This is a genomic window from Klebsiella sp. 64 (genome assembly GCF_018223915.1).
Taxonomy (GTDB): domain Bacteria; phylum Pseudomonadota; class Gammaproteobacteria; order Enterobacterales; family Enterobacteriaceae; genus Klebsiella; species Klebsiella pneumoniae.
The window spans coordinates 55,024-75,448 of the sequence record NZ_JAGRQZ010000020.1; the positions used below are offsets into that span (position 1 = coordinate 55,024).

General features: G+C 62.0%; 21 protein-coding genes. 13 read left to right on the forward strand and 8 right to left on the reverse strand.

Annotated features, from left to right (window positions below):
• Positions 1-141 precede the first annotated feature (141 nt).
• The 5 genes from hypE to hypA are packed head-to-tail and all read right to left on the reverse strand — an operon-like array spanning position 142 to position 3,753.
• Entirely contained in the window at positions 142-1,152 is a 1,011-nt protein-coding gene (gene hypE, locus KHQ23_RS15730; protein ID WP_032434967.1) for a hydrogenase expression/formation protein HypE, read from the reverse strand.
• Positions 1,149-2,270 (reverse strand): hydrogenase formation protein HypD, encoded by a 1,122-nt coding sequence (hypD, locus tag KHQ23_RS15735; RefSeq protein WP_032434965.1) that lies wholly within the window; start codon positions 2,268-2,270, stop codon positions 1,149-1,151. Before hypD ends, hypE begins: the two co-directional genes overlap by 4 nt.
• Positions 2,270-2,542 carry a HypC/HybG/HupF family hydrogenase formation chaperone gene (locus KHQ23_RS15740; protein ID WP_002914934.1) on the reverse strand — a complete coding sequence of 91 codons (273 nt, stop codon included), beginning with the start codon at positions 2,540-2,542 and terminating at the stop codon, positions 2,270-2,272. Before KHQ23_RS15740 ends, hypD begins: the two co-directional genes overlap by 1 nt.
• Complete coding sequence (gene hypB / locus KHQ23_RS15745; RefSeq protein ID WP_032412129.1) at positions 2,533-3,405, reverse strand: hydrogenase nickel incorporation protein HypB; 873 nt, start codon at positions 3,403-3,405, stop codon at positions 2,533-2,535. Before hypB ends, KHQ23_RS15740 begins: the two co-directional genes overlap by 10 nt.
• A gap of 3 nt (positions 3,406-3,408) precedes the next feature.
• The gene (hypA, locus tag KHQ23_RS15750; RefSeq protein ID WP_002914928.1) at positions 3,409-3,753 is read right to left on the reverse strand and encodes a hydrogenase maturation nickel metallochaperone HypA; all 345 of its coding nucleotides are present in this window, start codon (positions 3,751-3,753) and stop codon (positions 3,409-3,411) included.
• Between the two features lie 209 nt (positions 3,754-3,962).
• Between hypA and hycA the strand changes: the two genes are divergently transcribed.
• The 9 genes from hycA to hycI all read left to right on the forward strand — a co-directional run bounded on the left by hycA (position 3,963) and on the right by hycI (position 11,767).
• On the forward strand, positions 3,963-4,412 hold the full coding sequence (gene hycA / locus KHQ23_RS15755; RefSeq protein ID WP_002914925.1) for a formate hydrogenlyase regulator HycA: 450 nt from the start codon (positions 3,963-3,965) through the stop codon (positions 4,410-4,412).
• Between the two features lie 82 nt (positions 4,413-4,494).
• Entirely contained in the window at positions 4,495-5,103 is a 609-nt protein-coding gene (locus KHQ23_RS15760; protein WP_004151047.1) for a 4Fe-4S dicluster domain-containing protein, read from the forward strand.
• Entirely contained in the window at positions 5,100-6,926 is a 1,827-nt protein-coding gene (hycC, locus tag KHQ23_RS15765) for a formate hydrogenlyase subunit 3 (protein ID WP_004890213.1), read from the forward strand. The genes KHQ23_RS15760 and hycC overlap by 4 nt, the downstream gene beginning before the upstream one ends.
• Positions 6,927-6,928: 2 nt before the next feature.
• Positions 6,929-7,852 carry a respiratory chain complex I subunit 1 family protein gene (locus KHQ23_RS15770; protein WP_023286814.1) on the forward strand — a complete coding sequence of 308 codons (924 nt, stop codon included), beginning with the start codon at positions 6,929-6,931 and terminating at the stop codon, positions 7,850-7,852.
• Positions 7,853-7,868: 16 nt separating this feature from the next.
• Positions 7,869-9,578: a formate hydrogenlyase subunit HycE gene (gene hycE, locus KHQ23_RS15775; RefSeq protein WP_004151044.1), complete on the forward strand. Its 1,710-nt coding sequence runs from the start codon at positions 7,869-7,871 to the stop codon at positions 9,576-9,578.
• A 9-nt stretch (positions 9,579-9,587) separates the two neighbouring features.
• The gene (locus tag KHQ23_RS15780) at positions 9,588-10,130 is read left to right on the forward strand and encodes a formate hydrogenlyase complex iron-sulfur subunit (RefSeq protein WP_004185379.1); all 543 of its coding nucleotides are present in this window, start codon (positions 9,588-9,590) and stop codon (positions 10,128-10,130) included.
• The gene (locus KHQ23_RS15785; protein WP_002914891.1) at positions 10,130-10,897 is read left to right on the forward strand and encodes an NADH-quinone oxidoreductase subunit B family protein; all 768 of its coding nucleotides are present in this window, start codon (positions 10,130-10,132) and stop codon (positions 10,895-10,897) included. Before KHQ23_RS15780 ends, KHQ23_RS15785 begins: the two co-directional genes overlap by 1 nt.
• Positions 10,894-11,304: a formate hydrogenlyase maturation HycH family protein gene (locus KHQ23_RS15790; RefSeq protein ID WP_002914887.1), complete on the forward strand. Its 411-nt coding sequence runs from the start codon at positions 10,894-10,896 to the stop codon at positions 11,302-11,304. Before KHQ23_RS15785 ends, KHQ23_RS15790 begins: the two co-directional genes overlap by 4 nt.
• Positions 11,297-11,767, forward strand: coding sequence for a hydrogenase maturation peptidase HycI (hycI, locus tag KHQ23_RS15795; protein ID WP_004174683.1), 471 nt, complete (start codon positions 11,297-11,299; stop codon positions 11,765-11,767). Before KHQ23_RS15790 ends, hycI begins: the two co-directional genes overlap by 8 nt.
• On the opposite strand, the gene KHQ23_RS15800 is transcribed toward hycI, so the two are convergent.
• The 3 genes from KHQ23_RS15800 to ascF form a co-directional block, all read right to left on the reverse strand.
• Positions 11,764-12,072, reverse strand: a complete 309-nt coding sequence (locus KHQ23_RS15800; protein WP_002914883.1) for a SymE family type I addiction module toxin — start codon at positions 12,070-12,072, stop codon at positions 11,764-11,766. The two genes, hycI and KHQ23_RS15800, sit on opposite strands and share 4 nt — an antisense overlap.
• 181 nt (positions 12,073-12,253) lie before the next feature.
• A complete protein-coding gene (locus tag KHQ23_RS15805; protein ID WP_025367940.1) occupies positions 12,254-13,678 on the reverse strand; it encodes a 6-phospho-beta-glucosidase in 1,425 nt (474 codons plus the stop codon).
• A 26-nt stretch (positions 13,679-13,704) separates the two neighbouring features.
• Positions 13,705-15,147 (reverse strand): PTS cellobiose/arbutin/salicin transporter subunit IIBC, encoded by a 1,443-nt coding sequence (gene ascF / locus KHQ23_RS15810; protein WP_002914879.1) that lies wholly within the window; start codon positions 15,145-15,147, stop codon positions 13,705-13,707.
• A gap of 267 nt (positions 15,148-15,414) precedes the next feature.
• Here ascF and KHQ23_RS15815 point away from each other — a divergent pair, with 267 nt between their 5' ends.
• The 4 genes from KHQ23_RS15815 to KHQ23_RS15830 all read left to right on the forward strand — a co-directional run bounded on the left by KHQ23_RS15815 (position 15,415) and on the right by KHQ23_RS15830 (position 20,345).
• Positions 15,415-16,428: a LacI family DNA-binding transcriptional regulator gene (locus KHQ23_RS15815; protein WP_004174685.1), complete on the forward strand. Its 1,014-nt coding sequence runs from the start codon at positions 15,415-15,417 to the stop codon at positions 16,426-16,428.
• A gap of 136 nt (positions 16,429-16,564) precedes the next feature.
• Complete coding sequence (gene hydN, locus KHQ23_RS15820) at positions 16,565-17,092, forward strand: electron transport protein HydN (RefSeq protein ID WP_002914875.1); 528 nt, start codon at positions 16,565-16,567, stop codon at positions 17,090-17,092.
• Between the two features lie 8 nt (positions 17,093-17,100).
• Entirely contained in the window at positions 17,101-19,335 is a 2,235-nt protein-coding gene (gene hypF / locus KHQ23_RS15825; RefSeq protein ID WP_032434962.1) for a carbamoyltransferase HypF, read from the forward strand.
• A complete protein-coding gene (locus tag KHQ23_RS15830; protein ID WP_004900080.1) occupies positions 19,332-20,345 on the forward strand; it encodes a HoxN/HupN/NixA family nickel/cobalt transporter in 1,014 nt (337 codons plus the stop codon). The genes hypF and KHQ23_RS15830 overlap by 4 nt, the downstream gene beginning before the upstream one ends.
• Positions 20,346-20,425: the final 80 nt, after the last annotated feature.

The following is a 20,425-nucleotide window of genomic DNA, read 5'->3' on the forward strand; positions in this document are numbered from 1 at the left end:
ATCCATGGGCGCCCGCTGGTTTGGGCAAAATAATTACGCTGGCTTTTTCCCGGCTCGCGCTGCGCTTAGCCGGGCTACATATGCGCGCAGTTTTGTAGCCCGGATAAGGCGCCAGCCGCTATCCGGGACCCGACGCCGTCGTTAACAAATTCTCGGCAGCGGTTCGGCGTGGGGAAGATCGAGCGTCCGCTTCACGCCGTACAGCCCAACGGAACGTACGCCCGGGCGGGCGACCACTTCGCCGATTATCGCCGCATCGCGCCCTAACGCGTGAGACCGCAAATGCGCCAGCACGTTTTCCGCCTCGTCGCGGGCGACGGCGAGCACCAGCTTGCCTTCATTGGCGAAGTTCAGGGCGTCCAGACCAAGCAGCTCGCAGACGCCGCGCACCGTGTCGTTGACCGGCAGCGTTGCCTCCTGCAGTTCGATGCCGCAGCCGCTGGCGGCGGCGAACTCATGGGCGACCGCGTTAACCCCGCCGCGGGTGGCGTCGCGCAGGGCTTTCACTCCGCTCAGCGGGCGCAGGGTCTGGATAAGCGGCGTCAGCACCGCGCAGTCGCTGGACAGCGCGCCGTCCAGCCCCATCTGCTCGCGCAGGTTAAGGATGGTGGCGCCATGATCCCCCAGCGTGCCGCTGACCAGCAGCACATCACCGGCGCTAATCTGCTGCGTCCCCCAGTGAACGTCCGCCGGGATGGCGCCGATGCCGGCGGTGTTAATAAACAGCTTATCCGCCGCGCCGCGCGGCACCACTTTAGTGTCGCCGGTGACGATGGCGACCCCTGCCGCCCGGGCGGTGTCGGCCATGCTGGCGACCACCGCTTCCAGGGTGGCCATCTCCAGCCCCTCTTCGAGAATAAAGCCGCAGGAAAGATAGCGCGGGATGGCGCCGCTGACAGCCACATCGTTGGCGGTACCGCAGACGGCAAGCTTGCCGATATTGCCGCCGGGAAAGAACAGCGGGTCAATCACGTAGCTGTCGGTGGAGAAGGCGAGGCGGTCCCCCTGGGCGGCGAGCGCCGCCAGATCGAGGCGCGCCTGATCCTCCTGCTCCGCCAGCCAGGGGTTGGCGAAGGCCTGCATAAACAGGTCGCCGATCAGCTGCTGCATTGCCTGTCCCCCGCTACCGTGGGCTAACTGGACGCTTTTCATACTTCATTTTCCTGACTGCGATATTGATACCAGGCGGCGCAGGCCCCTTCAGAGGAGACCATTAGCGCGCCAAAGGCGCTTTGCGGATTGCAGGTGCTGGCGAAGAGCGGGCACTGGTGCGGTTTACAGCGGCCGATCAGCACCTCGCCGCAGCGGGCGCGCGGGTCGTCGCACACGCGCTGCGGCGCCGGGCGAAAATGCGCCTCGGCATCGAAGCGCTGATAGGCTGGCGTAAGCTGCACGCCGGAGTCGCTGATGACCCCCAGGCCGCGCCATTCGCTGTCGCCATCCAGGCGGAAGACGTCGGCCATCGCCGCCTGCGCCAGCGGGTTGCCCTCATCCGGCACCACGCGACGGTATTGATTTTCCACATCGCTGCGCTGCGCTATTGTCTGCTCAACCAGCATCACCGCGCCTTGCAGTAGATCAAGCGGTTCGAAACCGGCGACCACTAAAGGACGGTGATAGTCGCTGGCGATAAAGCCGTAGGCTTCGGTGCCGATCACCATACTGACGTGGCCCGGGGCGAGAAAGGCGTCGATTCCGTTCTCCGGCTGGTCCAGCAGGCTGCGCAGGGTCGGCAGCAGGGTGATGTGCTGGCAGAAAAAGTAGAAGTTATCGACGTTGCGCTCTCGCGCCTGACGCAGGGTCAGGGCGGTAGCGGGCATGGTGGTTTCGAAACCGAGACCAAAAAAGACCACCTCGCGCTGCGGATTTTGCTGCGCCAGCCGCAGAGCGTCCATCGGCGAGTAAACGATGCGGACATCGGCGCCGCGGGCTTTCGCCTGCAGAAGCGAGCCGTTTTTACCCGGCACGCGCATGGCGTCGCCGAAGGTGCAGAAGATCACTCCCGGGCGGCTGGCAATCTCAATGCAGGCGTCGATGCGCCCCATCGGCAGGACGCACACCGGGCAGCCGGGACCATGAATAAATTCGATGTTCTCCGGTAACAGCTGGTCGAGCCCGAATTTAAAAATGGCATGGGTATGGCCGCCGCAGACCTCCATGATGCGCAGCGGTCGCGCGGCGGTGTGCGGCAGCAGACGCGCACGCTGCTGAAGATGGGCCACCAGCTGCATCACCTGTTCGGGGGCGCGGTATTCATCTACGTAACGCATTATCGCTCCTCGCCGTACAGCAGCGCGCCGACGTCCGGCTCCACGTCAAACATATTTTGCAGCGCCTCGAGGGTGTCGCGGGCTTCGGCTTCATTAATGACGCTCATGGCGAAGCCGACGTGCACCAGCACCCACTGGCCGAGCCGCGGCTGGCCCTGCTCATCAACGGCGCCGACCAGCGTCAGGTCGACGTCGCGCTGAATACCGCAAACTTCCACCTTCGCCAGCACGCCGTCGATGGCGCAAATTTGTCCCGGAATGCCTATGCACATCGCTGCGTCTCCAGCCAGGTGAGCCACTGCTCCATGCCTTCGCCGCTGGTGGCGGAGACAAGAATAATTTCAATATGCGGATTGACCTCGCGGGCGCAGGCCAGGCACCGCTCAACGTCGAAATTGAGATACGGCAGCAGGTCGACTTTGTTGAGCAGCATCAGGCTGGCGGCGGCGAACATATGCGGATACTTCAGCGGTTTGTCTTCGCCTTCGGTGACCGACAGCACCGCCACCTTATGGCGCTCGCCGAGATCAAAGCTGGCCGGGCAGACCAGGTTGCCGACGTTTTCGATAAACAGAATGCCGCGGTCAGCCAGCGGCAGGCGCGGGGCGGCATCGGCGATCATCTGGGCGTCGAGATGGCAGCCTTTCCCGGTATTGACCTGAATCGCCGGGGTGCCGGTGGCGCGAATGCGGGCGGCGTCATTGACCGTTTGCTGATCGCCTTCAATCACCGCGCAGTCGGCGCGTCCTTTCATCCGGGTGAGGGTTTCGGTGAGCAGGGTGGTTTTGCCGGAGCCGGGGCTGGAAACCAGATTCAGCACCAGCTGCTGTTTTGCTGCGAAGCGTGCGCGGTTGCGTGCCGCCAGGCGGTTGTTTTTATCCAGCACGTCGATCTCCACTTCCAGCATCCGCCGTTGGCTCTGCCCCGGGGCGTGGGTACCCGCTTCGCCGTGGCCGTAATGCAGGTCGCCCTCTGGCGTGCGGGTGGGGGCGAAGTGGTCGATTTTGACACCGGTGATGGTCATCGTCTGGCGTGGGGCGGGCGCGAAGGGGGCGCTGCGGAACGCGGAATGCGGGTTTCGTTCGTCTCCTTCAATATAGAGGTTGCCTTCGCCACAGCCGCATGTTGTACACATAATTTACTCCAATTCTAAACGCTGAATCTGTAAGCCATCATCCGCCACGATCTGCAGTTGGTCGTTATTGCAGTGCGGGCAGCGGCGAACGTGCTGCGAGACAAGATGGACGTACTGCTGACAGCGATCGCACCAGCATTCAGCCTGTTGTTCGGCGATATGCAGTTCGCACCCCTCCGCCAGCGTGCCGCGGCAGACCAGCTCAAAGCAGAAGGTCAGGGCGCTGGCTTCCACGCAGGAAAATGCGCCGACCTTGAGCCACACGCCGGTAACCCGCCGCGCGCCGGCCTGCTGCGCCTGTTGTTCAATAATTTCCAGCGCCCGCTGGCTGAGGGTGATTTCGTGCATAGTCGCCTCCGTATCGCGATGCGCCTTCTATGCAATAACGATGCCAGAATGAAATCGTCGTAGCAGTCAATGTCGATGTCGACGCCCCGGGGCTGTCATCGACATGTCGCATCGGCAGAGGTCGATATAAAAACATAGTTAAATCAATTAAATAAAATGTGGCATGAAAAATGCTTAGAGGGTGCATCTCATGCTACGGAGAAACCGATATGACTATTTGGGAAATAAGTGAAAAGGCGGATTACATCGCCGACCGTCACCGGCAGCAGCAGGAGCAGTGGCACATCTACTGTAACTCGCTGGTTCAGGGGATCACCTTGTCGAAGGCCCGCCTGCATCACGCGATGAGCTGCGCGCCGGACAAAGAGCTGTGCTTCGTGCTGTTCGGCCATTTTCAGGTGTTCGTCGCCCTCGCGGAAGGCTTCAACAGCCACACCATCGAGTACTACGTCGAAAACAAAAACGGCGGTGATAAGTATCTGATTGCTCAGGCCACCCTCGCAATGGATGGCACGGTGGACGGCCGCATCAGCAACCGCTCCCGCGACCAGGTGCTGGAGCACTATCTGGCGATTATCGCCACCGTCTATGACCGTCTGTATGACGCCATGGAACAAGACCAACCGGTGGATTTAAGCCATCTGGCGCTGACCCACTGATCGTAAGGTGTCGACACGTGTCGAAAATGACACCTGCGCAACCTGATTTCGTCAAAAATGACTTTCACCCGAGGATGACCCGGTGAACCGTTTTGTAATTGCTGACTCCACTGTCTGTATCGGCTGCCGCACCTGCGAAGCCGCCTGCTCTGAGACGCATCGCCAGCACGGCCTGCAGGCTATGCCGCGGCTGCAGGTGATGCGTAATGAAAAAGAATCGGCACCGCAGATGTGCCACCACTGTGAAGATGCTCCCTGCGCCACCGTCTGCCCGGTTAACGCCATCCAGCGCGTCGATGGCGCGGTCCAGCTCAACGAGAGCCTGTGCGTAAGCTGCAAACTGTGCGGCATTGCCTGCCCGTTCGGCGCCATTGAATTTTCCGGCAGCCGCCCGCTGGATATCCCGGCGAATGCCAATACCCGGCTGGCGCCCCCCGCGCCGCCGGCGCCGGCGCGCGTCAGCTCGCTGCTCGACTGGGTACCGGGCGTGCGCGCTATTGCCGTGAAATGCGACCTCTGCCACTTCGATGACCAGGGCCCGGCCTGCGTGCGGACCTGTCCGACCAACGCGCTGATGCTGGTGGATAGCCGTGATATCGCCCAGGCCAGCAAGCGTAAACGCCAGCTGACCTTTAATACCGACCTTGGCGACTTGTCGCTGTTCCAGGCGCAACAGGGGGAGAGGGAATGAGTGTAATTGGATTAGTGAATCAGGCGGTGGCGTGGTATGCCGCCAGCGCCGTACTGGCCTTTCTGTTTGCCATGCGCAAACCGCTCAGCGGCGCCATTGCCGGGATCGGCGGCGCGGTGGCCAGCGCCATGCTGGTGGTCGCCGGCGGCGCCGCGCTGCTGATGCCGGAGCGGATCCACGGCGGCATGCTGCAGTTTCTCCACCTGACGATACGGGTAGGGGGCGTCAACGCGCTGTGGCTGCTGGCCATCGGCCTGTCGGCGCTGCCGGTGTCATTGTTCAATATTAGCTGGCATCGCCACCCGCAGGTGAAGGCCAACGGCCCGCTGGTCAACCTGCTGCTGGCTGCCGCGACCTGCGCGGTGGTGGTGACCAATATCGGTTCACTGGTGGTGATGGCGGAGATCATGGCGCTCTGCGCGGCGTTTCTCACCGGCTGCGCCGCCTCCGGTAAGCTGTGGTTTGCCCTGGGGCGTCTCGGTACTCTGCTGATGGCCTGGACCTGCTGGCTGGTGTGGTCAACCTACGGCACCCTCGAGCTGGCGCAGATCAACCTTCAGGCGGTGGATATGATGCAGAACCCGCTGCTCTGGCTGCCGGGTCTGGTGGGGTTCGCCCTGCTGGCCGGGGCGATCCCGCTGCACGGCTGGGCGCCGCAGGCTCACGCCGGGGCCAGCGCGCCGGCCGCCGCGCTGTTTTCCACGGTGGTAATGAAGGTTGGTCTGTACGGCATGCTGACCGTTTCGCTGGCCGGCGGCGTGCCGCCGCTGTGGTGGGGCGTGATGCTGCTGGCGCTGGGGATGATCACCGCCTTTATCGGCGGACTGTATGCGCTGATGGAGCATAACATTCAGCGCCTGCTGGCCTATCACACCCTGGAGAATATCGGCATTATCCTGCTGGGGCTGGGCGCCTTCGTCACCGGCGTGGCGACCCGCAACAGCACGCTGATGGTGCTGGGCTTTATCGGCGGCATGTATCACCTGATTAACCACAGCCTGTTCAAAACCACGCTGTTCCTCGGTGCCGGAGCGGTGTGGTTCCGCACCGGTCATCGCGATATCGAGAAGCTGGGCGGCATCGGTAAAAAAATGCCGCTGATCTCCCTCGCCATGCTGGTGGGGCTGATGGCAATGGCGGCCCTGCCGCCGCTGAACGGCTTCGCCGGCGAGTGGGTTATCTATCAATCCTTCTTCAAAATGAGCACTGGCGACCTGTTTATCGGCCGTTTGCTGGGGCCGCTACTGGCCGTTGGCCTGGCGATCACTGGCGCACTGGCGGTGATGTGTATGGCGAAAGTCTACGGCGTGACCTTCCTCGGCGCGCCGCGGACGAAAGAGGCGGAAAACGCCACCTGCGCCCCCTGGCTGATGACCCTGAGCGTGGTGCTGGCGGCTGTGTTCTGCCTCGTTGGCGGCATCGCCGCGCCGTGGCTGCTGCCGCTGGTGAGCGGCGCCTTCCCGGTGCAGGCTCAGGTATCGAGCGTGGTGTCGCAGCCGATGATCGCGCTGCTGCTTATTGCCTGCCCGCTGCTGCCGTTCCTGCTGATGATCTTCTTTAAAGGCGATCGCCTGGCGGCGCGCTCGCGCGGCGCGGCGTGGGTCTGCGGTTACGACCACGAGCAGTCGATGGTGGTAACGGCCCACGGCTTTGCCATGCCGGTGAAAGAGGCCTTTGCGCCGTTGCTGAAGCTGCGTCACTGGCTGAACCCGGTGCGTCTGGTGCCGGGCTGGCAATCGGCCTCGGCGCCGGCGCTGCTGCGCGGGATCGCGCTGGTTGAGCTGGCGGTGCTGGTGGTGATTGTCATTTCGCGAGGAGCCTGAGAATGAGTCTGTTAATTGCATTGCTACAGGCGCTGGTGCTGTTTGCCGTCGCGCCGCTGTTGTCCGGGATCGTTCGCGTCGCCCGCGCGCGGCTGCATAACCGCCGTGGACCGGGGGTACTGCAGGAGTATCGCGATATCCTGAAACTGCTGGGCCGCCAGAGCGTCGGTCCTGACGCCTCGGGCTGGGTGTTTCGCCTGACGCCGTACGTCATGGTGGGCGTGATGCTGACCATCGCCACCGCGCTGCCGGTGATGACGGTAGACTCCCCGCTGCCGGTGCTGGGGGATCTCATCACCCTGATCTACCTGTTCGCCATCGCCCGTTTCTTCTTTGCCATTTCCGGTCTGGACACCGGCAGCCCGTTTACCGCGCTGGGCAGCAGTCGCGAAGCGATGCTCGGCGTGCTGGTGGAGCCGATCCTGCTGTTGGGCCTGTGGGTGGCGGCGCAGGTCGCCGGCTCGACCCATATCAGCGCCATCACCGATACCCTTTACCACTGGCCGGCGGCGCGCAGCATTCCACTGATTCTTGCGTTATGCGCCTGCGCCTTCGCCACCTTTATCGAGATGGGCAAACTGCCGTTCGATCTGGCGGAAGCGGAGCAGGAGCTGCAGGAAGGGCCGCTGTCGGAATACAGCGGCAGCGGCTTTGGCATCCTGAAGTGGGGCATCAGCCTCAAACAGCTGGTGGTGCTGCAGATGTTTGTCGGGGTCTTCTTTCCGTGGGGCCAGATGACCAGCTTCAGCGTCGGCGGCCTGCTGCTGGCGCTGGTGGTCGCCATCGTTAAGCTGGTGGTTGGGGTGCTAATTATCGCGCTGTTTGAAAACAGCATGGCGCGTCTGCGTTTTTGTGCCACCTCCCGCGTCACCTGGGCCGGGTTTGGTTTCGCCTTTTTAGCTTTCGTCTCCTTGCTGGTGGCGTGATTAAGAGAGTTTGAGCATGTCTGAAGAAAAAATCGGTCAACACTACCTTGCGGCGCTGCACCAGGCCTTTCCCGGCGTGGTGCTGGACGAAGCCTGGCAGACCAAAGACCAGTTAACCATCACCGTGAAGGTCAATTACCTGCCGGAAGTGGTGGAGTTTCTCTACTACCAGCAGGGCGGCTGGCTGTCGGTGCTGTTCGGCAACGATGAACGTAAGCTCAACGGCCACTACGCGGTCTATTACGTGCTGTCGATGGAGCAGGGCACCAAATGCTGGATCACCGTGCGCGTGGAAGTGGACGCCAACAAACCGGAATACCCGTCGGTGACGCCGCGCGTCCCGGCGGCGGTATGGGGCGAGCGCGAAGTGCGTGATATGTACGGCCTGGTGCCGGTCGGCCTGCCGGACGAACGCCGGCTGGTGCTGCCGGACGACTGGCCGGACGAACTCTATCCGCTGCGCAAAGACAGCATGGATTATCGCCAGCGTCCGGCGCCGACCACCGACGCCGAAACCTACGAGTTTATTAACGAGCTCGGCAGCAAGAAAAACAACGTGGTGCCGATTGGCCCGCTGCACGTCACCTCTGATGAACCTGGCCACTTCCGCCTGTTCGTTGACGGCGAGAACATTATCGACGCCGACTACCGCCTGTTCTACGTCCATCGCGGAATGGAAAAGCTGGCGGAAACCCGCATGGGTTATAACGAAGTGACCTTCCTGTCGGACCGGGTGTGCGGCATCTGCGGCTTCGCCCACAGCACCGCTTACACCACCTCGGTGGAGAACGCGATGGGCATCGTGGTGCCGGAGCGGGCGCAGATGATCCGCGCCATTCTGCTGGAGGTGGAACGCCTGCACTCGCACCTGCTGAACCTCGGTCTGGCCTGCCACTTTACCGGCTTTGACTCCGGCTTTATGCAGTTCTTCCGCGTGCGCGAAACCTCGATGAAGATGGCAGAGATCCTTACCGGCGCGCGTAAAACCTACGGCCTGAACCTGATCGGCGGGATCCGCCGCGACCTGCTGAAAGAGGACATGATCCAGACCCGTCAGCTGGCGCAGCAGATGCGTCGCGACGTGCAGGAGCTGGTGGATATGCTGCTCAGCACGCCGAATATGGAACAGCGTACCGTCGGTATTGGCCGTCTGGACCCGGAAATCGCCCGTGACTTCAGCAACGTCGGCCCGATGGTGCGCGCCAGCGGCCACGCCCGCGACACCCGCGCCGACCACCCGTTTGTCGGTTACGGCCTGCTGCCGATGGAAGTTCACAGCGAACAGGGCTGCGACGTGATATCTCGCCTCAAGGTGCGGATCAACGAGGTTTACACCGCGCTGAATATGATTGATTTCGGTCTCGATAACCTGCCGGGCGGCCCGCTGATGGTGGAGGGGTTCACCTATATTCCGCACCGCTTCGCGCTGGGCTTCTCCGAGGCGCCGCGCGGCGACGATATCCACTGGAGCATGACCGGCGACAACCAGAAACTGTACCGCTGGCGCTGCCGGGCGGCGACTTACGCCAACTGGCCAACCCTGCGCTATATGCTGCGCGGCAACACCGTTTCCGATGCGCCGCTGATCATCGGCAGCCTCGACCCGTGCTACTCCTGTACTGACCGCATGACCGTGGTCGATGTACGCAAGAAGAAGAGCAAAGTGGTGCCATACAAAGAGCTGGAGCGCTACAGCATCGAGCGTAAAAACTCGCCGCTGAAATAAGGAATCGCCATGTTTACCTTTATTAAAAAAGTTATTAAGACCGGCACCGCGACGCACGCCTACCCGCTGGAGCCGATGCCGGTGGACAAAAACTTTCGCGGCAAGCCGGAGCATACGCCACAGCAGTGTATCGGCTGCGCGGCCTGCGTGAACGCCTGCCCGTCGAACGCCCTGACGGTCGAGATCGATCTGGCCACTAACCAGCTGGCGTGGCAGTTCAATCTCGGGCGCTGCATCTTCTGCGGTCGCTGTGAAGAGGTGTGCCCGACGGCGGCGATTAAGCTGTCGCCGGAGTATGAGCTGGCGGTGTGGAAGAAAGAGGATTTCCTCCAGCAGTCGCGCTTCGCTATCTGCCACTGCCGGGAGTGCCAGCTTCCGTTCGCGGTGCAGAAGGAGATCGACTACGCCATCGCGCTGCTCAAGCATAACGGCGATACCCGCGCCGAGCTGCACCGCGAAAGCTTCGAAACCTGCCCGGAATGCAAGCGCCAGAAATGCCTGGTGCCGTCCGATCGTATTGAACTGACCCGCCATATGAGGGAGGCCAGCTGATGAGCACTTTACTTGGCCCGCGCGATGAAAACGGCATTCCCGTGCCGATGACGGTGGATGAATCCATCGCCAGCATGAAGGCCTCGCTACTGAAGAAGATTAAACGTTCGGCCTACGTCTACCGCGTCGACTGTGGCGGCTGCAACGGCTGCGAAATCGAAATTTTCGCCACCCTTTCGCCGCTGTTCGACGCTGAACGCTTCGGGATTAAGGTGGTGCCTTCGCCGCGCCATGCCGATATTCTGTTGTTTACCGGGGCAGTGACTCGCGCGATGCGCTCCCCGGCGCTGCGCGCCTGGCAGTCGGCGCCGGATCCGAAGATCTGTATCTCCTACGGCGCCTGCGGCAACAGCGGCGGCATCTTCCACGACCTGTACTGCGTCTGGGGCGGTACCGATAAAATCGTACCGGTCGACGTCTATATTCCGGGCTGCCCGCCGACGCCAGCCGCCACGCTGTACGGCTTCGCCATGGCGCTTGGCCTGCTGGAGCAGAAAATTCATGCCCGTCTGCCGGGTGAGCTCGACGAACAGCCGACCGAGCTGCTGCATGCCGATATGGTGCAGCCTCTGCGGGTGCGCATCGATCGCGAAGCGCGGCGTCTGGCGGGCTATCGCTATGGACGGCAGATTGCCGATGACTATATGCGTCTGCTTGGCCAGGGCGACAGTCAGGTGCTGCGCTGGCTGGAGGCGGAGAAAGATCCGCGTCTGACCGAGATCGTCACCCATCTCAACCAGGTGGTCGAGGGGGCGCGTATCCGATGAGCGAGACGGTGGTGTTCAGTCAGCTGAGCCGTAAATTTATTGATGAGAACGACGCCACGCCGGATCAGGCGCAGCAGGTGGTCTATTACAGCCTGGCGATTGGCCACCACCTCGGCGTCATCGACTGTCTGGAGGCTGCGCTGAGCTGCCCGTGGGACGCGTATCTGGCATGGATCGCCACCCTTGAGGCCGGAAGCGCCGCGCGGCGCAAAATGGAGGGCGTGCCGAAGTATGGCGAAATCGTCATCGACAGCAGTCATGTGGCGATGCTGGCCAACGCCTTTGATAAAGCGCAGTCCGCGCAGACCCCGCAGCAGCAGGCGTGGAGCAAAACCCTGCTCAGCATGCTGCATGATATTCACCAGGAGAGCGCCATCTACCTGATGGTGAGGAGATTACGTGACTGACGTTTTACTCTGTGTCGGCAACAGCATGATGGGCGACGACGGCGCCGGCCCGCTGCTGGCGGAGATGTGCGCGGCGAACCCGGCCGGCCAGTGGGTGGTCATCGACGGCGGCAGCGCGCCGGAAAACGACATCGTGGCGATCCGCGAATTACGCCCCGAACGCCTGCTGATTGTCGATGCCACCGATATGGGCCTAAACCCCGGCGACATTCGCATCATCGATCCCGACGACATCGCCGAGATGTTTATGATGACCACCCATAACATGCCGCTCAACTATCTGGTCGATCAGCTGAAAGAAGACGTCGGCGAGGTGATTTTCCTCGGCATTCAGCCGGATATCGTCGGTTTTTATTATCCGATGACCCAGCCGGTGAAAGAGGCCGTTGCCCGGGTGTATCAGCAGCTGGCAGGCTGGCAGGGCAAGGGCGGCTTTACTCAGCTGGAGGCCGCGGACGACTAGCCCTGTGGCGAACCGGGCTCTCCGCCGGCGCACGACTGGCCGGACGGGAGCCCCGTTCCCGGCGCTGCCAGCTCAAGATTCTCTATCACTAATTTACCGGGCGACACCGAGACTCTGACCTGCGTGCCGACCGGAAACCCCGCCTGCTCCAGCCAGTCGCCGTTTAAGCTTAATGCCGCGTGGCGGGTGTAGCGCCGCGTCTCCCGCGTTTTGCGGTCCTCATGGCGTTTTCTGACATATCCCACGGTTAACTGGCGAATGGCCCTGGCTATCCCTCTGGCTGCGGTAGGGTGCTGTGCGCTCATGATGTGCTCCTTGCTGAAGATACCCCGGTAAAAGTACTGGATAAAATACCAGTTATTGTAAACAGGTGGCAAACCAGAAACTGGAATCAGGCTCGAGAAAAAAGCATGTAATGGATGCAACAGATAGCCGACGTCCGTCCCCCGGTTAGCGCGGGGAACGGGCGCGCGTGGGCGAGGGTGCTTAGTCGAGATCGGCGCCGTTACTGGCTATCACCTTCTGGTACCAGAAGAATGACTTTTTACGCTTACGCGCCAGGGTGCCGTTGCCGGCATCGTCGCGATCGACATAGACAAAGCCGTAGCGCTTGCTCATCTCGCCGGTGGACGCCGAGACCAGATCGATGCAGCCCCAGCTGGTGTAGCCCAGCACCGGAATGCCGTCGCCGATAGCATCGCGCATCGCCCTGATGTGCTCGCGCAGGTAGCTGATGCGATAGTCGTCATTGATGTCCCCATTGGCATCGATCTCATCGCGGGCGCCAAGCCCGTTTTCCACCAGGAACAGCGGTTTCTGATAGCGGTCGTACATCATGTTCATGGTGATGCGCAGGCCCAGCGGGTCGATGCCCCAGCCCCATTCGCTGGCCGGAATGTGCGGGTTCTTCAGCGACTTGACGATGTTGGCGGCATTGGTGTTGCTGGCGTTCATCTCCGCCGAGGCGCAGCGCGACGCGTAGTAGCTAAAGGAGACGAAATCGACGGTGTTTTTTAGGATCTCGTCATCGCCCGGCTGTTTCGCAATCGTGACCCCTTTTTCCCGGAACACCCGCGCGGCCCACACCGGATAGGCGCCGCGGGCCTGGACATCGATAAAGAACAGGTTTTCGCGGTCCTTCTCCAGCGCCATCCATACATCTTCCGGCTTGCAGGAGTAAGGGTAGAAATTACCGCCGGCCAGCATACAGCCGACCTGATTTTGCGGGTTAATCTCATGGGCGATTTTCGTCGCCAGCGCGCTGGCCACCAGCTCGTGATGCGCGGCCTGATACTTCACCTGCTCCTGATTTTCTCCCTCCTCAAACACCAGACCGGCGCCGGAGTAGGGGCTGTGCAGCATGATGTTGATTTCATTGAAGGTGAGCCAGTATTTCACCAGGCCGTCAAAAGCTTCAAAGCAGGTGCGGGCGTAGTGGCTGAAAAAATCCACCATTTTGCGGTTGCGCCAGGAGCCGTACTCCATCACCAGATGCATCGGCACGTCGAAATGACACAGGGTGACCAGCGGCTCGATACCGTGCTTTTTGCACTCCTCGAACAGTGAGCGATAGAAGGCGATGCCCTGCGGATTCGGCTGCTGTTCGTCGCCGCGTGGGAACAGGCGGCTCCAGGCGATGGAGGTGCGAAAGACGCTGAACCCCATCTCGGCCATCAGGGCGATATCTTCTTTATAGCGATGGTAAAAATCGATCGCCTGGTGGCTGGGGTAAAATTCGTCTTCACGCAGCGTAAAGCGCTTCTCCAGGCCTAATTTTACCGGCAGGCGATGGGCGCCGTGGGGAAGGGTATCCACGGTGGTCAGCCCCTTACCGCCTTCAAGATAAGCGCCTTCAGACTGGTTGGCGGCCAGTGCGCCGCCCCATAAAAATCCCTGTGGGAAACTCGCCATGCATTACCTCATTATCAATAGTGTATTCAGGCGTGGGATGCCTGGGCCCGGGCCTGGCGCGCTCTGGCGTCGGCAGCGGCCTGCTCAACGGGAATGTCCTCAAAGCCAAGGATCAGCGTCAGGGCAAACGACAGCACCACCGACAGCGCCATCACGCCAAACACCCAGACGATGGTCATTGGATTGGCCGGATCGAAAAACTGCACGCTGGTAAACAGCCCCGGCGCCGCCATCGAATGGCTGGCCAGTCCGGCAATGCCTGCCACCGCGCCGCAGATAAAGCCGCTGATTAAGCTGGCGATCAGCGGGCGCTTCAGGCGCACCGCCACGCCGTACAGTGCCGGTTCGGAAATCCCGGCCAGAATCGCCGATGCCGCGGCGGCCAGCGCCGTCTGGCGCAGCTCCGGGTTTTTGGTTTTCCACGCTACCGCCAGCGAAGAGCCGCCGAGCGACAGGTTGGCGCCGATCTCCGATGGCATCACCATACCCTCTTTGCCGGTTTCGGCGATGGTCTGAATGATGGTCGGCGTAAAGACGCGGTGCATACCGGTCATCACCAACAGCGGCCACAGCCCGCCCATGATCGCCACCGACAGCCAGCCGAGATAGCTGTGGATCGTATACACCAGCGCGGAAATGGCGCTGCCGATCCAGATGCCCAGCGGGCCAATCAGCAGGATCGCCAGCGGGGCGGCGATCAGCACGATCAGCATCGGCTTCAGAAAGTTTTTCGTCACCGCCGGGGTAATGCGATCCACCCAGCGCTCGATATACGACAGGCACCAGGTCATCACCAGCGCCGGGATCACCGTATAGGTGTATTTCACCGCGGTAACCGGAATAAAGGCGAATTCAACGTGTTCTCCCTGGGCGGCTTTGGCCATCAATTCGATAAACCCAGGATGCACCAGCACCCCGGCGATGGCGATAGCCAGCGACATATTAGTTTTGAATTTCACCGCCGCGGAGGCGGCCACCATCAGCGGCAGGAAGAAAAATGCGCCGTCGCCGATAAGCGCCAGCAGGGTCAGCGTCGGCGAGCCTTTCGGCAACGCGCCGCTCATCTCGAGGATCATCGCCAGCAGCTTGACCATCGATCCGCCGATAATCGCCGGGATCAGCGGGGACATGGTGCCGATCAGCGCGTCGAGGATCCCGGCGCCGATGCGTTTCAGGGTCAGCGGCGCTTTGCCCTGCGGCTCAGCCGGGCGCAGGTCGCCTGGCAGCAGATTCACCACCTCGCGGTAGGCCTGGGAGACAGTGTTGCCGATGATCACCTGGCACTGGTTATCGCTGCGCACGACGCCGAGCACCCCGGCCAGGCCTTTCAGGGTAGAGCTATCGACCTGTTCGTCGTCTTTAACCACGAAGCGCAGACGGGTCATGCAGTGGGTAACGGCGGCGACGTTGTCGACCCCGCCGATTGCCGCGACTATCTGTTGCGCCAGGGCTGCATAATTTTTCGACATCGGATTTTATCCTGTTTATCAATAGGGTACTGATCTCCCACCGCCCCGCATCGCCGGGCGATACCATGTTTTTGTAGGAAACCGGTTCCACAAAATCATGGTGAGTTTTATTTAATTGCACAAGAAATAAAAAAATATGATCTCAATTTTGTGATTTTGATCGCTAAGCGTCGCCGTGAGCCGGATCGCGGTGATGAACAGGGGAGTGCTGTAAAAGCGGGAAACGTGCAGTACACTGCCTGCAACTTTTGCAACAGGAAGAATCACATGGCAACGATGCTGGAGGTCGCAAAGCGCGCGGGGGTATCGAAGGCGACCGTTTCGCGGGTGCTGTCGGGCAACGGCTATGTCAGCCAGGAGACCAAAGACCGGGTGTTTAAGGCGGTGGCGGAGAGCGGCTACCGGCCTAATCTGCTGGCGCGCAACCTGGCGACCAAAACCACGCAAACCCTCGGCCTGGTGGTGACCAATACCCTGTACCACGGCGTCTATTTTAGCGAACTGCTGTATCACGTGGCGCGGATGACGGAGGATAAAGGGCGGCAGCTGATCCTGGCCGACGGCAAGCACAGCGCGCAAGAGGAGCGGGAGGCGATCCAGTACCTGCTGGATCTGCGCTGCGATGCGATCATCATCTACCCGCGCTTTCTCACCGTTGATGAGATGGACGAGATCGTTGAGAACCACTCGCAGCCGATCATGGTGCTTAATCGCCGCCTGCGCCGCCACGCCAGCCACTGCGTCTGGTCCGATCAAAAAGCCTCGGCGATGCGGGTAGTGGAGCGGCTGATTGCGCTTGGCCATCGCGATATCGCCTTTATTACCGGCTCCCTTGACTCTCCCACCGGCGTCGAACGCCTCGCCGGCTACAAAGACGCGCTGGCTGGCCACGGCATCGCCCTGAACGAGGCGCTTATCGCCGAAGGGCGCTGGACGCCGGAAACCGGGGCGGCGGGGGTGGAGAGCCTGCGTCAGCGCGGGGTTACCTACAGCGCGCTGGTGGCGAGCAATGACGATATGGCCATCGGGGCGATGAAGCAGCTTCACCAGCTGGGCGTTAAGGTGCCAGAACAGGTCTCGGTGGTGGGGTTTGACGATATTGCTCTTGCGCCGTATATGGTGCCGTCGCTCGCCAGCGTCCGGGTGCCGGTGACGGAGATGATTAAAGAGAGCATCAATCGGCTGATCTTTATGCTGGATGGCGGGGAATTCAACTTTCAGCAAAGCTTTCCCGGAGCGCTGATTGAACGCGAGTCGCTGGTGGCGGGCCCCTGTGCCTGACGTCGTCAGCTGTCATCGTCACTACTGACGATGACAGCAAACCGCAGCTATAATAATCTTTATAATCAATATATTAAAAACTTGGAACGTATTATGCATACTCCGGCGCGTAACCTTCTTACTGCTGGAGAAATGGATGAACCGTTTCATTATCGCCGATGCGAGCAAATGTATCGGCTGTCGCACTTGCGAAGTGGCCTGCGTGGTATCCCATCAGGAACATCAGGACTGCGCCTCCCTGACGCCTCACACCTTTCAGCCGCGTATTCACGTGATCAAAGGGGTCAATGTTTCCACGGCGACCGCCTGCCGTCAGTGTGAAGACGCCCCCTGCGCCAATGTCTGCCCGAACGGCGCCATCAGCCGCGATAAAGGCTTTGTCCATGTGATGCAGGAGCGTTGCATCGGCTGCAAAACCTGCGTCGTCGCCTGCCCGTACGGGGCGATGGAGGTGGTGGTGCGCCCGGTGATCCGCCATAGCGGCGCCGGACTGAACGTCGTGGCGGAAAAAGCCGAAGCCAACAAGTGCGATCTCTGCTTCCACCGCGAGAGCGGCCCGGCCTGCATGGAAGTCTGCCCGACGCATGCCCTCGTGTGCGTTGACCGCAACAAACTTGAGCAGATGAATATCGAGAAACGTCGCCGTACGGCGCTGGCCTGGTAAGTCAAGGCATGAACGGGGTGCAAATCCGCATTCGCGGTAAAGTGCAGGGGGTGGGGTTCCGCCCCTTTGTCTGGCAGCTGGCCCGGGCGCAGGCCCGCTGCGGCGATGTCTGTAACGACGGCGACGGCGTACTGGTGCGGCTGGTCGGGGGCGACGACAGTTTTACTGCCGCTCTGGCTGACCACTGCCCGCCGCTGGCGCGGATCGACAGTACCGCCTGCATTCCCTATCGCTGGGCGGCCACGCCGCAGGATTTCACCATCCGCGAGAGCGGGGCGGGACGGATGCGGACTCAGATTGTGCCCGATGCCGCGACCTGCCCGGCGTGCCTCGCGGAGATGAACGATCCCCGGGCACGCCGCTACCGCTACCCCTTTATCAACTGCACCCACTGCGGCCCGCGGTTGACCATTATTCGCGCCATGCCCTACGACCGGCCCTTCACCGCAATGGCGCCGTTCCCGCTCTGTTCCCCTTGTGAGGCGGAATTCCGCGATCCTGCCGATCGCCGTTTTCACGCCCAGCCGGTGGCCTGCCCCGACTGCGGGCCGCGACTGGAATGGCGGGCAGAGGGGGAAACGCTGGACGGCGAGGCGGCGCTGCAGGCGGCTATCGCCCGGCTGGCGGCGGGCAAAATCGTGGCGATAAAAGGCATCGGCGGCTTTCATCTGGCCTGCGATGCCGGTAACCCCGCTGCCGTTGCCACGCTGCGGGCGCGAAAACACCGCCCGGCAAAACCGCTGGCGGTAATGCTGCCGACGGCAACGGGCTTACCCGCCGCCGCTGCGGCGCTGATGGGCTCCCCGGCGGCGCCCATCGTACTGATTGCCAAAGCGCAGGTCTCCGGCCTGTGCGACGAAATAGCGCCAGGGCTTGCGGAAGTTGGGGTGATGCTGCCGTCTAATCCGCTGCAGCATTTGCTTCTGCAGGGCCTGGCGCGCCCCATCGTAATGACCTCCGGCAATCTTAGCGGCCGTCCGCCGACGTTAAGTAATGCTCAGGCGCTCAATGAGTTAGCCGACATTGCCGACGGCTTTCTCTTGCATAATCGCGACATCGTACAGCGGATGGATGATTCACTGGTGCGCTCAAGCGGTGAAATGCTGCGCCGCGCCCGGGGCTACGTCCCGGACGCGCTGCCGCTGCCGCCAGGGCTAGGAGACATCCCGCCGCTGCTGGCTCTCGGCGCGGATATGAAAAATACCTTCTGCCTGGCGCGCGGCAGCGAAGCGGTGCTGAGCCAGCACTTTGGCGATCTTGGCGAGGAAGGTGTTGAACAGCAGTGGCGCAGCGCCCTGCAGCTGATGCAGAGCATTTACGCGTTTGTGCCGCAGCGGGTGGTGGTTGATGCCCATCCCGGCTATCGCTCAACGCAGTGGGCGGCCTCCCTGCCCCTGCCGCTGGAGACAGTGCTGCATCACCATGCCCACGCCGCGGCATGCCTGGCGGAGCACCGCTGGCCGCTTGACGGCGGGGACGTTATCGCCCTGACACTCGACGGTATTGGTATGGGGGAGAACGGCGCGCTGTGGGGCGGGGAGTGCCTGCGGGTCAACTATCGCGAATGCGAACATCTTGGCGGGCTGCCGGCCGTCGCGCTGCCAGGGGGGGACCTGGCGGCACGCCAGCCGTGGCGAAATTTGCTGGCCCACTGTCTGGCATTTGTCCCTGACTGGCAGGATTATCCGCAGGCCGCCACCCTGCGCCAGCGCAACTGGCCGCTGCTGGCGCAGGCCATCGAGCGCGGGATTAACGCGCCGCGCGCCTCATCCTGCGGACGGCTGTTTGATGCCGTTGCCTGCGCCCTGGATTGCGCGCCGGAGAGTCTGAGCTATGAAGGCGAAGCGGCCTGTCGGCTGGAGGCGCTGGCCGCCAGCTGCCCCGGCGTCAGCCACCCGGTTACGCTGCCGTGGCGCGACGACGCGCTGGATTTAGCGACCTTCTGGCGGCAATGGCTGAGCTGGCAGGCGACTCCGGCGCAGAAAGCCTGGGCTTTCCACGACGCCCTGGCCTGGGGACTGGCGGCGATGGCCCGCGACTGCGCCACCGTCCGCGGCATCGACACGATGGTCTGCAGCGGCGGGGTGCTGCATAACCGCCTGCTGGCGGCGCGATTGACCTTTTATCTGGCGGATTTTACTCTGCTGTTTGCACAGCAGTTGCCGGCCGGCGACGGCGCAATCGCCTATGGTCAGGCGGTGATCGCCGCCGCCCGCTGGCAGGCTCAAGGAATACAACCATGATAATGACAGTTTTACGCCAGCAGCCGCGCGCCGCGGGTCTGGTGCTGGGGTTGATCGCGGCGAATTTACTGGCCTGGTGCTGGGCGCTGCAGGCCTTTGGCGACAGCGGCGCGCTGATGGCCGCCAGCCTGCTGGCCTGGGGCTACGGCCTGCGCCACGCGGTGGACGCCGACCATATTGCGGCGATTGATAACGTGACCCGCAAGATGATGCAGCAGGGGCGGCGGCCTTTCGCCGTCGGGGCGTGGTTTTCGCTGGGCCACTCATCGATTGTGGTGCTGGCCTCGGCGGCGATTGCCGCGACCGCCACCGCCTTCAGCACGCAGATGAGCTGGCTGCATGATACCGGCAGCGTCATCGGCACCGCGGTGTCGGCCCTGTTTTTACTGGCGATGGCCTTTATCAACCTGGTGATTTTACGCAGCGTGTGGCGCAGCTTTCAGGCATGGAAGCGCGGGGAGCCGGTGAGCGACGAAATCGTCAGCGGCGGCGGGGTGATGAGCTGGCTGTTTGGCAAGACCTTCCGTCTGATAAGCCGCAGCTGGCAGATGTACCTGGTCGGTTTCCTGTTTGGTCTCGGTTTTGATACCGCCACCGAAATCGGCGTACTGGGTATCTCCGCCGCCGGTGCGTCGAGCGGGATTTCCGTCTGGTCGATTATGGTCTTCCCGGCGCTGTTCGCCAGTGGTATGGCGCTGGTGGATACCCTCGATAACGTGCTGATGGTCGGCGCCTACGGCTGGGCGTTCAGCAAACCGCAGCGCAAGCTCTATTACAACATGACCATCACCGGCACCTCGGTGGTGGTGGCGCTGTTTATCGGCGGCCTGGAAGCGCTGGGCCTGCTGATGGATAAGTTTGCGCTCAGCGGCGGAATATGGCGCTGGGTAGGGGCGTTAAACGACAACCTCGGCGACGCCGGATTTGTGGTGGTCGGGTTGTTTGTCGCCTGTTGGGCGCTATCGGTGCTTAACTATCGCTGGCGCGGCTACGACAATCTGGCGCGCTAGGCTGGATATGTTCCCGGCTTGCGCTGCGCTTAGCCGGGCTACCAGAACAATACCGTAGCCCGGCTAAGGCGTTTACGCCG

What these genes read in the sequence shown, in the direction of transcription:
- hypE (WP_032434967.1), bottom strand. Translation starts at nt 1,152, where the DNA reads ATGAAAAGCGTCCAGTTAGCCCACGGTAGCGGGGGACAGGCAATGCAG.
- hypD (WP_032434965.1), bottom strand. Translation starts at nt 2,270, where the DNA reads ATGCGTTACGTAGATGAATACCGCGCCCCCGAACAGGTGATGCAGCTG.
- KHQ23_RS15740 (WP_002914934.1), bottom strand. Translation starts at nt 2,542, where the DNA reads ATGTGCATAGGCATTCCGGGACAAATTTGCGCCATCGACGGCGTGCTG.
- hypB (WP_032412129.1), bottom strand. Translation starts at nt 3,405, where the DNA reads ATGTGTACAACATGCGGCTGTGGCGAAGGCAACCTCTATATTGAAGGA.
- hypA (WP_002914928.1), bottom strand. Translation starts at nt 3,753, where the DNA reads ATGCACGAAATCACCCTCAGCCAGCGGGCGCTGGAAATTATTGAACAA.
- hycA (WP_002914925.1), top strand. Translation starts at nt 3,963, where the DNA reads ATGACTATTTGGGAAATAAGTGAAAAGGCGGATTACATCGCCGACCGT.
- hycC (WP_004890213.1), top strand. Translation starts at nt 5,100, where the DNA reads ATGAGTGTAATTGGATTAGTGAATCAGGCGGTGGCGTGGTATGCCGCC.
- KHQ23_RS15770 (WP_023286814.1), top strand. Translation starts at nt 6,929, where the DNA reads ATGAGTCTGTTAATTGCATTGCTACAGGCGCTGGTGCTGTTTGCCGTC.
- hycE (WP_004151044.1), top strand. Translation starts at nt 7,869, where the DNA reads ATGTCTGAAGAAAAAATCGGTCAACACTACCTTGCGGCGCTGCACCAG.
- KHQ23_RS15780 (WP_004185379.1), top strand. Translation starts at nt 9,588, where the DNA reads ATGTTTACCTTTATTAAAAAAGTTATTAAGACCGGCACCGCGACGCAC.
- KHQ23_RS15785 (WP_002914891.1), top strand. Translation starts at nt 10,130, where the DNA reads ATGAGCACTTTACTTGGCCCGCGCGATGAAAACGGCATTCCCGTGCCG.
- KHQ23_RS15790 (WP_002914887.1), top strand. Translation starts at nt 10,894, where the DNA reads ATGAGCGAGACGGTGGTGTTCAGTCAGCTGAGCCGTAAATTTATTGAT.
- KHQ23_RS15800 (WP_002914883.1), bottom strand. Translation starts at nt 12,072, where the DNA reads ATGAGCGCACAGCACCCTACCGCAGCCAGAGGGATAGCCAGGGCCATT.
- KHQ23_RS15805 (WP_025367940.1), bottom strand. Translation starts at nt 13,678, where the DNA reads ATGGCGAGTTTCCCACAGGGATTTTTATGGGGCGGCGCACTGGCCGCC.
- ascF (WP_002914879.1), bottom strand. Translation starts at nt 15,147, where the DNA reads ATGTCGAAAAATTATGCAGCCCTGGCGCAACAGATAGTCGCGGCAATC.
- KHQ23_RS15815 (WP_004174685.1), top strand. Translation starts at nt 15,415, where the DNA reads ATGGCAACGATGCTGGAGGTCGCAAAGCGCGCGGGGGTATCGAAGGCG.
- hydN (WP_002914875.1), top strand. Translation starts at nt 16,565, where the DNA reads ATGAACCGTTTCATTATCGCCGATGCGAGCAAATGTATCGGCTGTCGC.
- hypF (WP_032434962.1), top strand. Translation starts at nt 17,101, where the DNA reads ATGAACGGGGTGCAAATCCGCATTCGCGGTAAAGTGCAGGGGGTGGGG.
- KHQ23_RS15830 (WP_004900080.1), top strand. Translation starts at nt 19,332, where the DNA reads ATGATAATGACAGTTTTACGCCAGCAGCCGCGCGCCGCGGGTCTGGTG.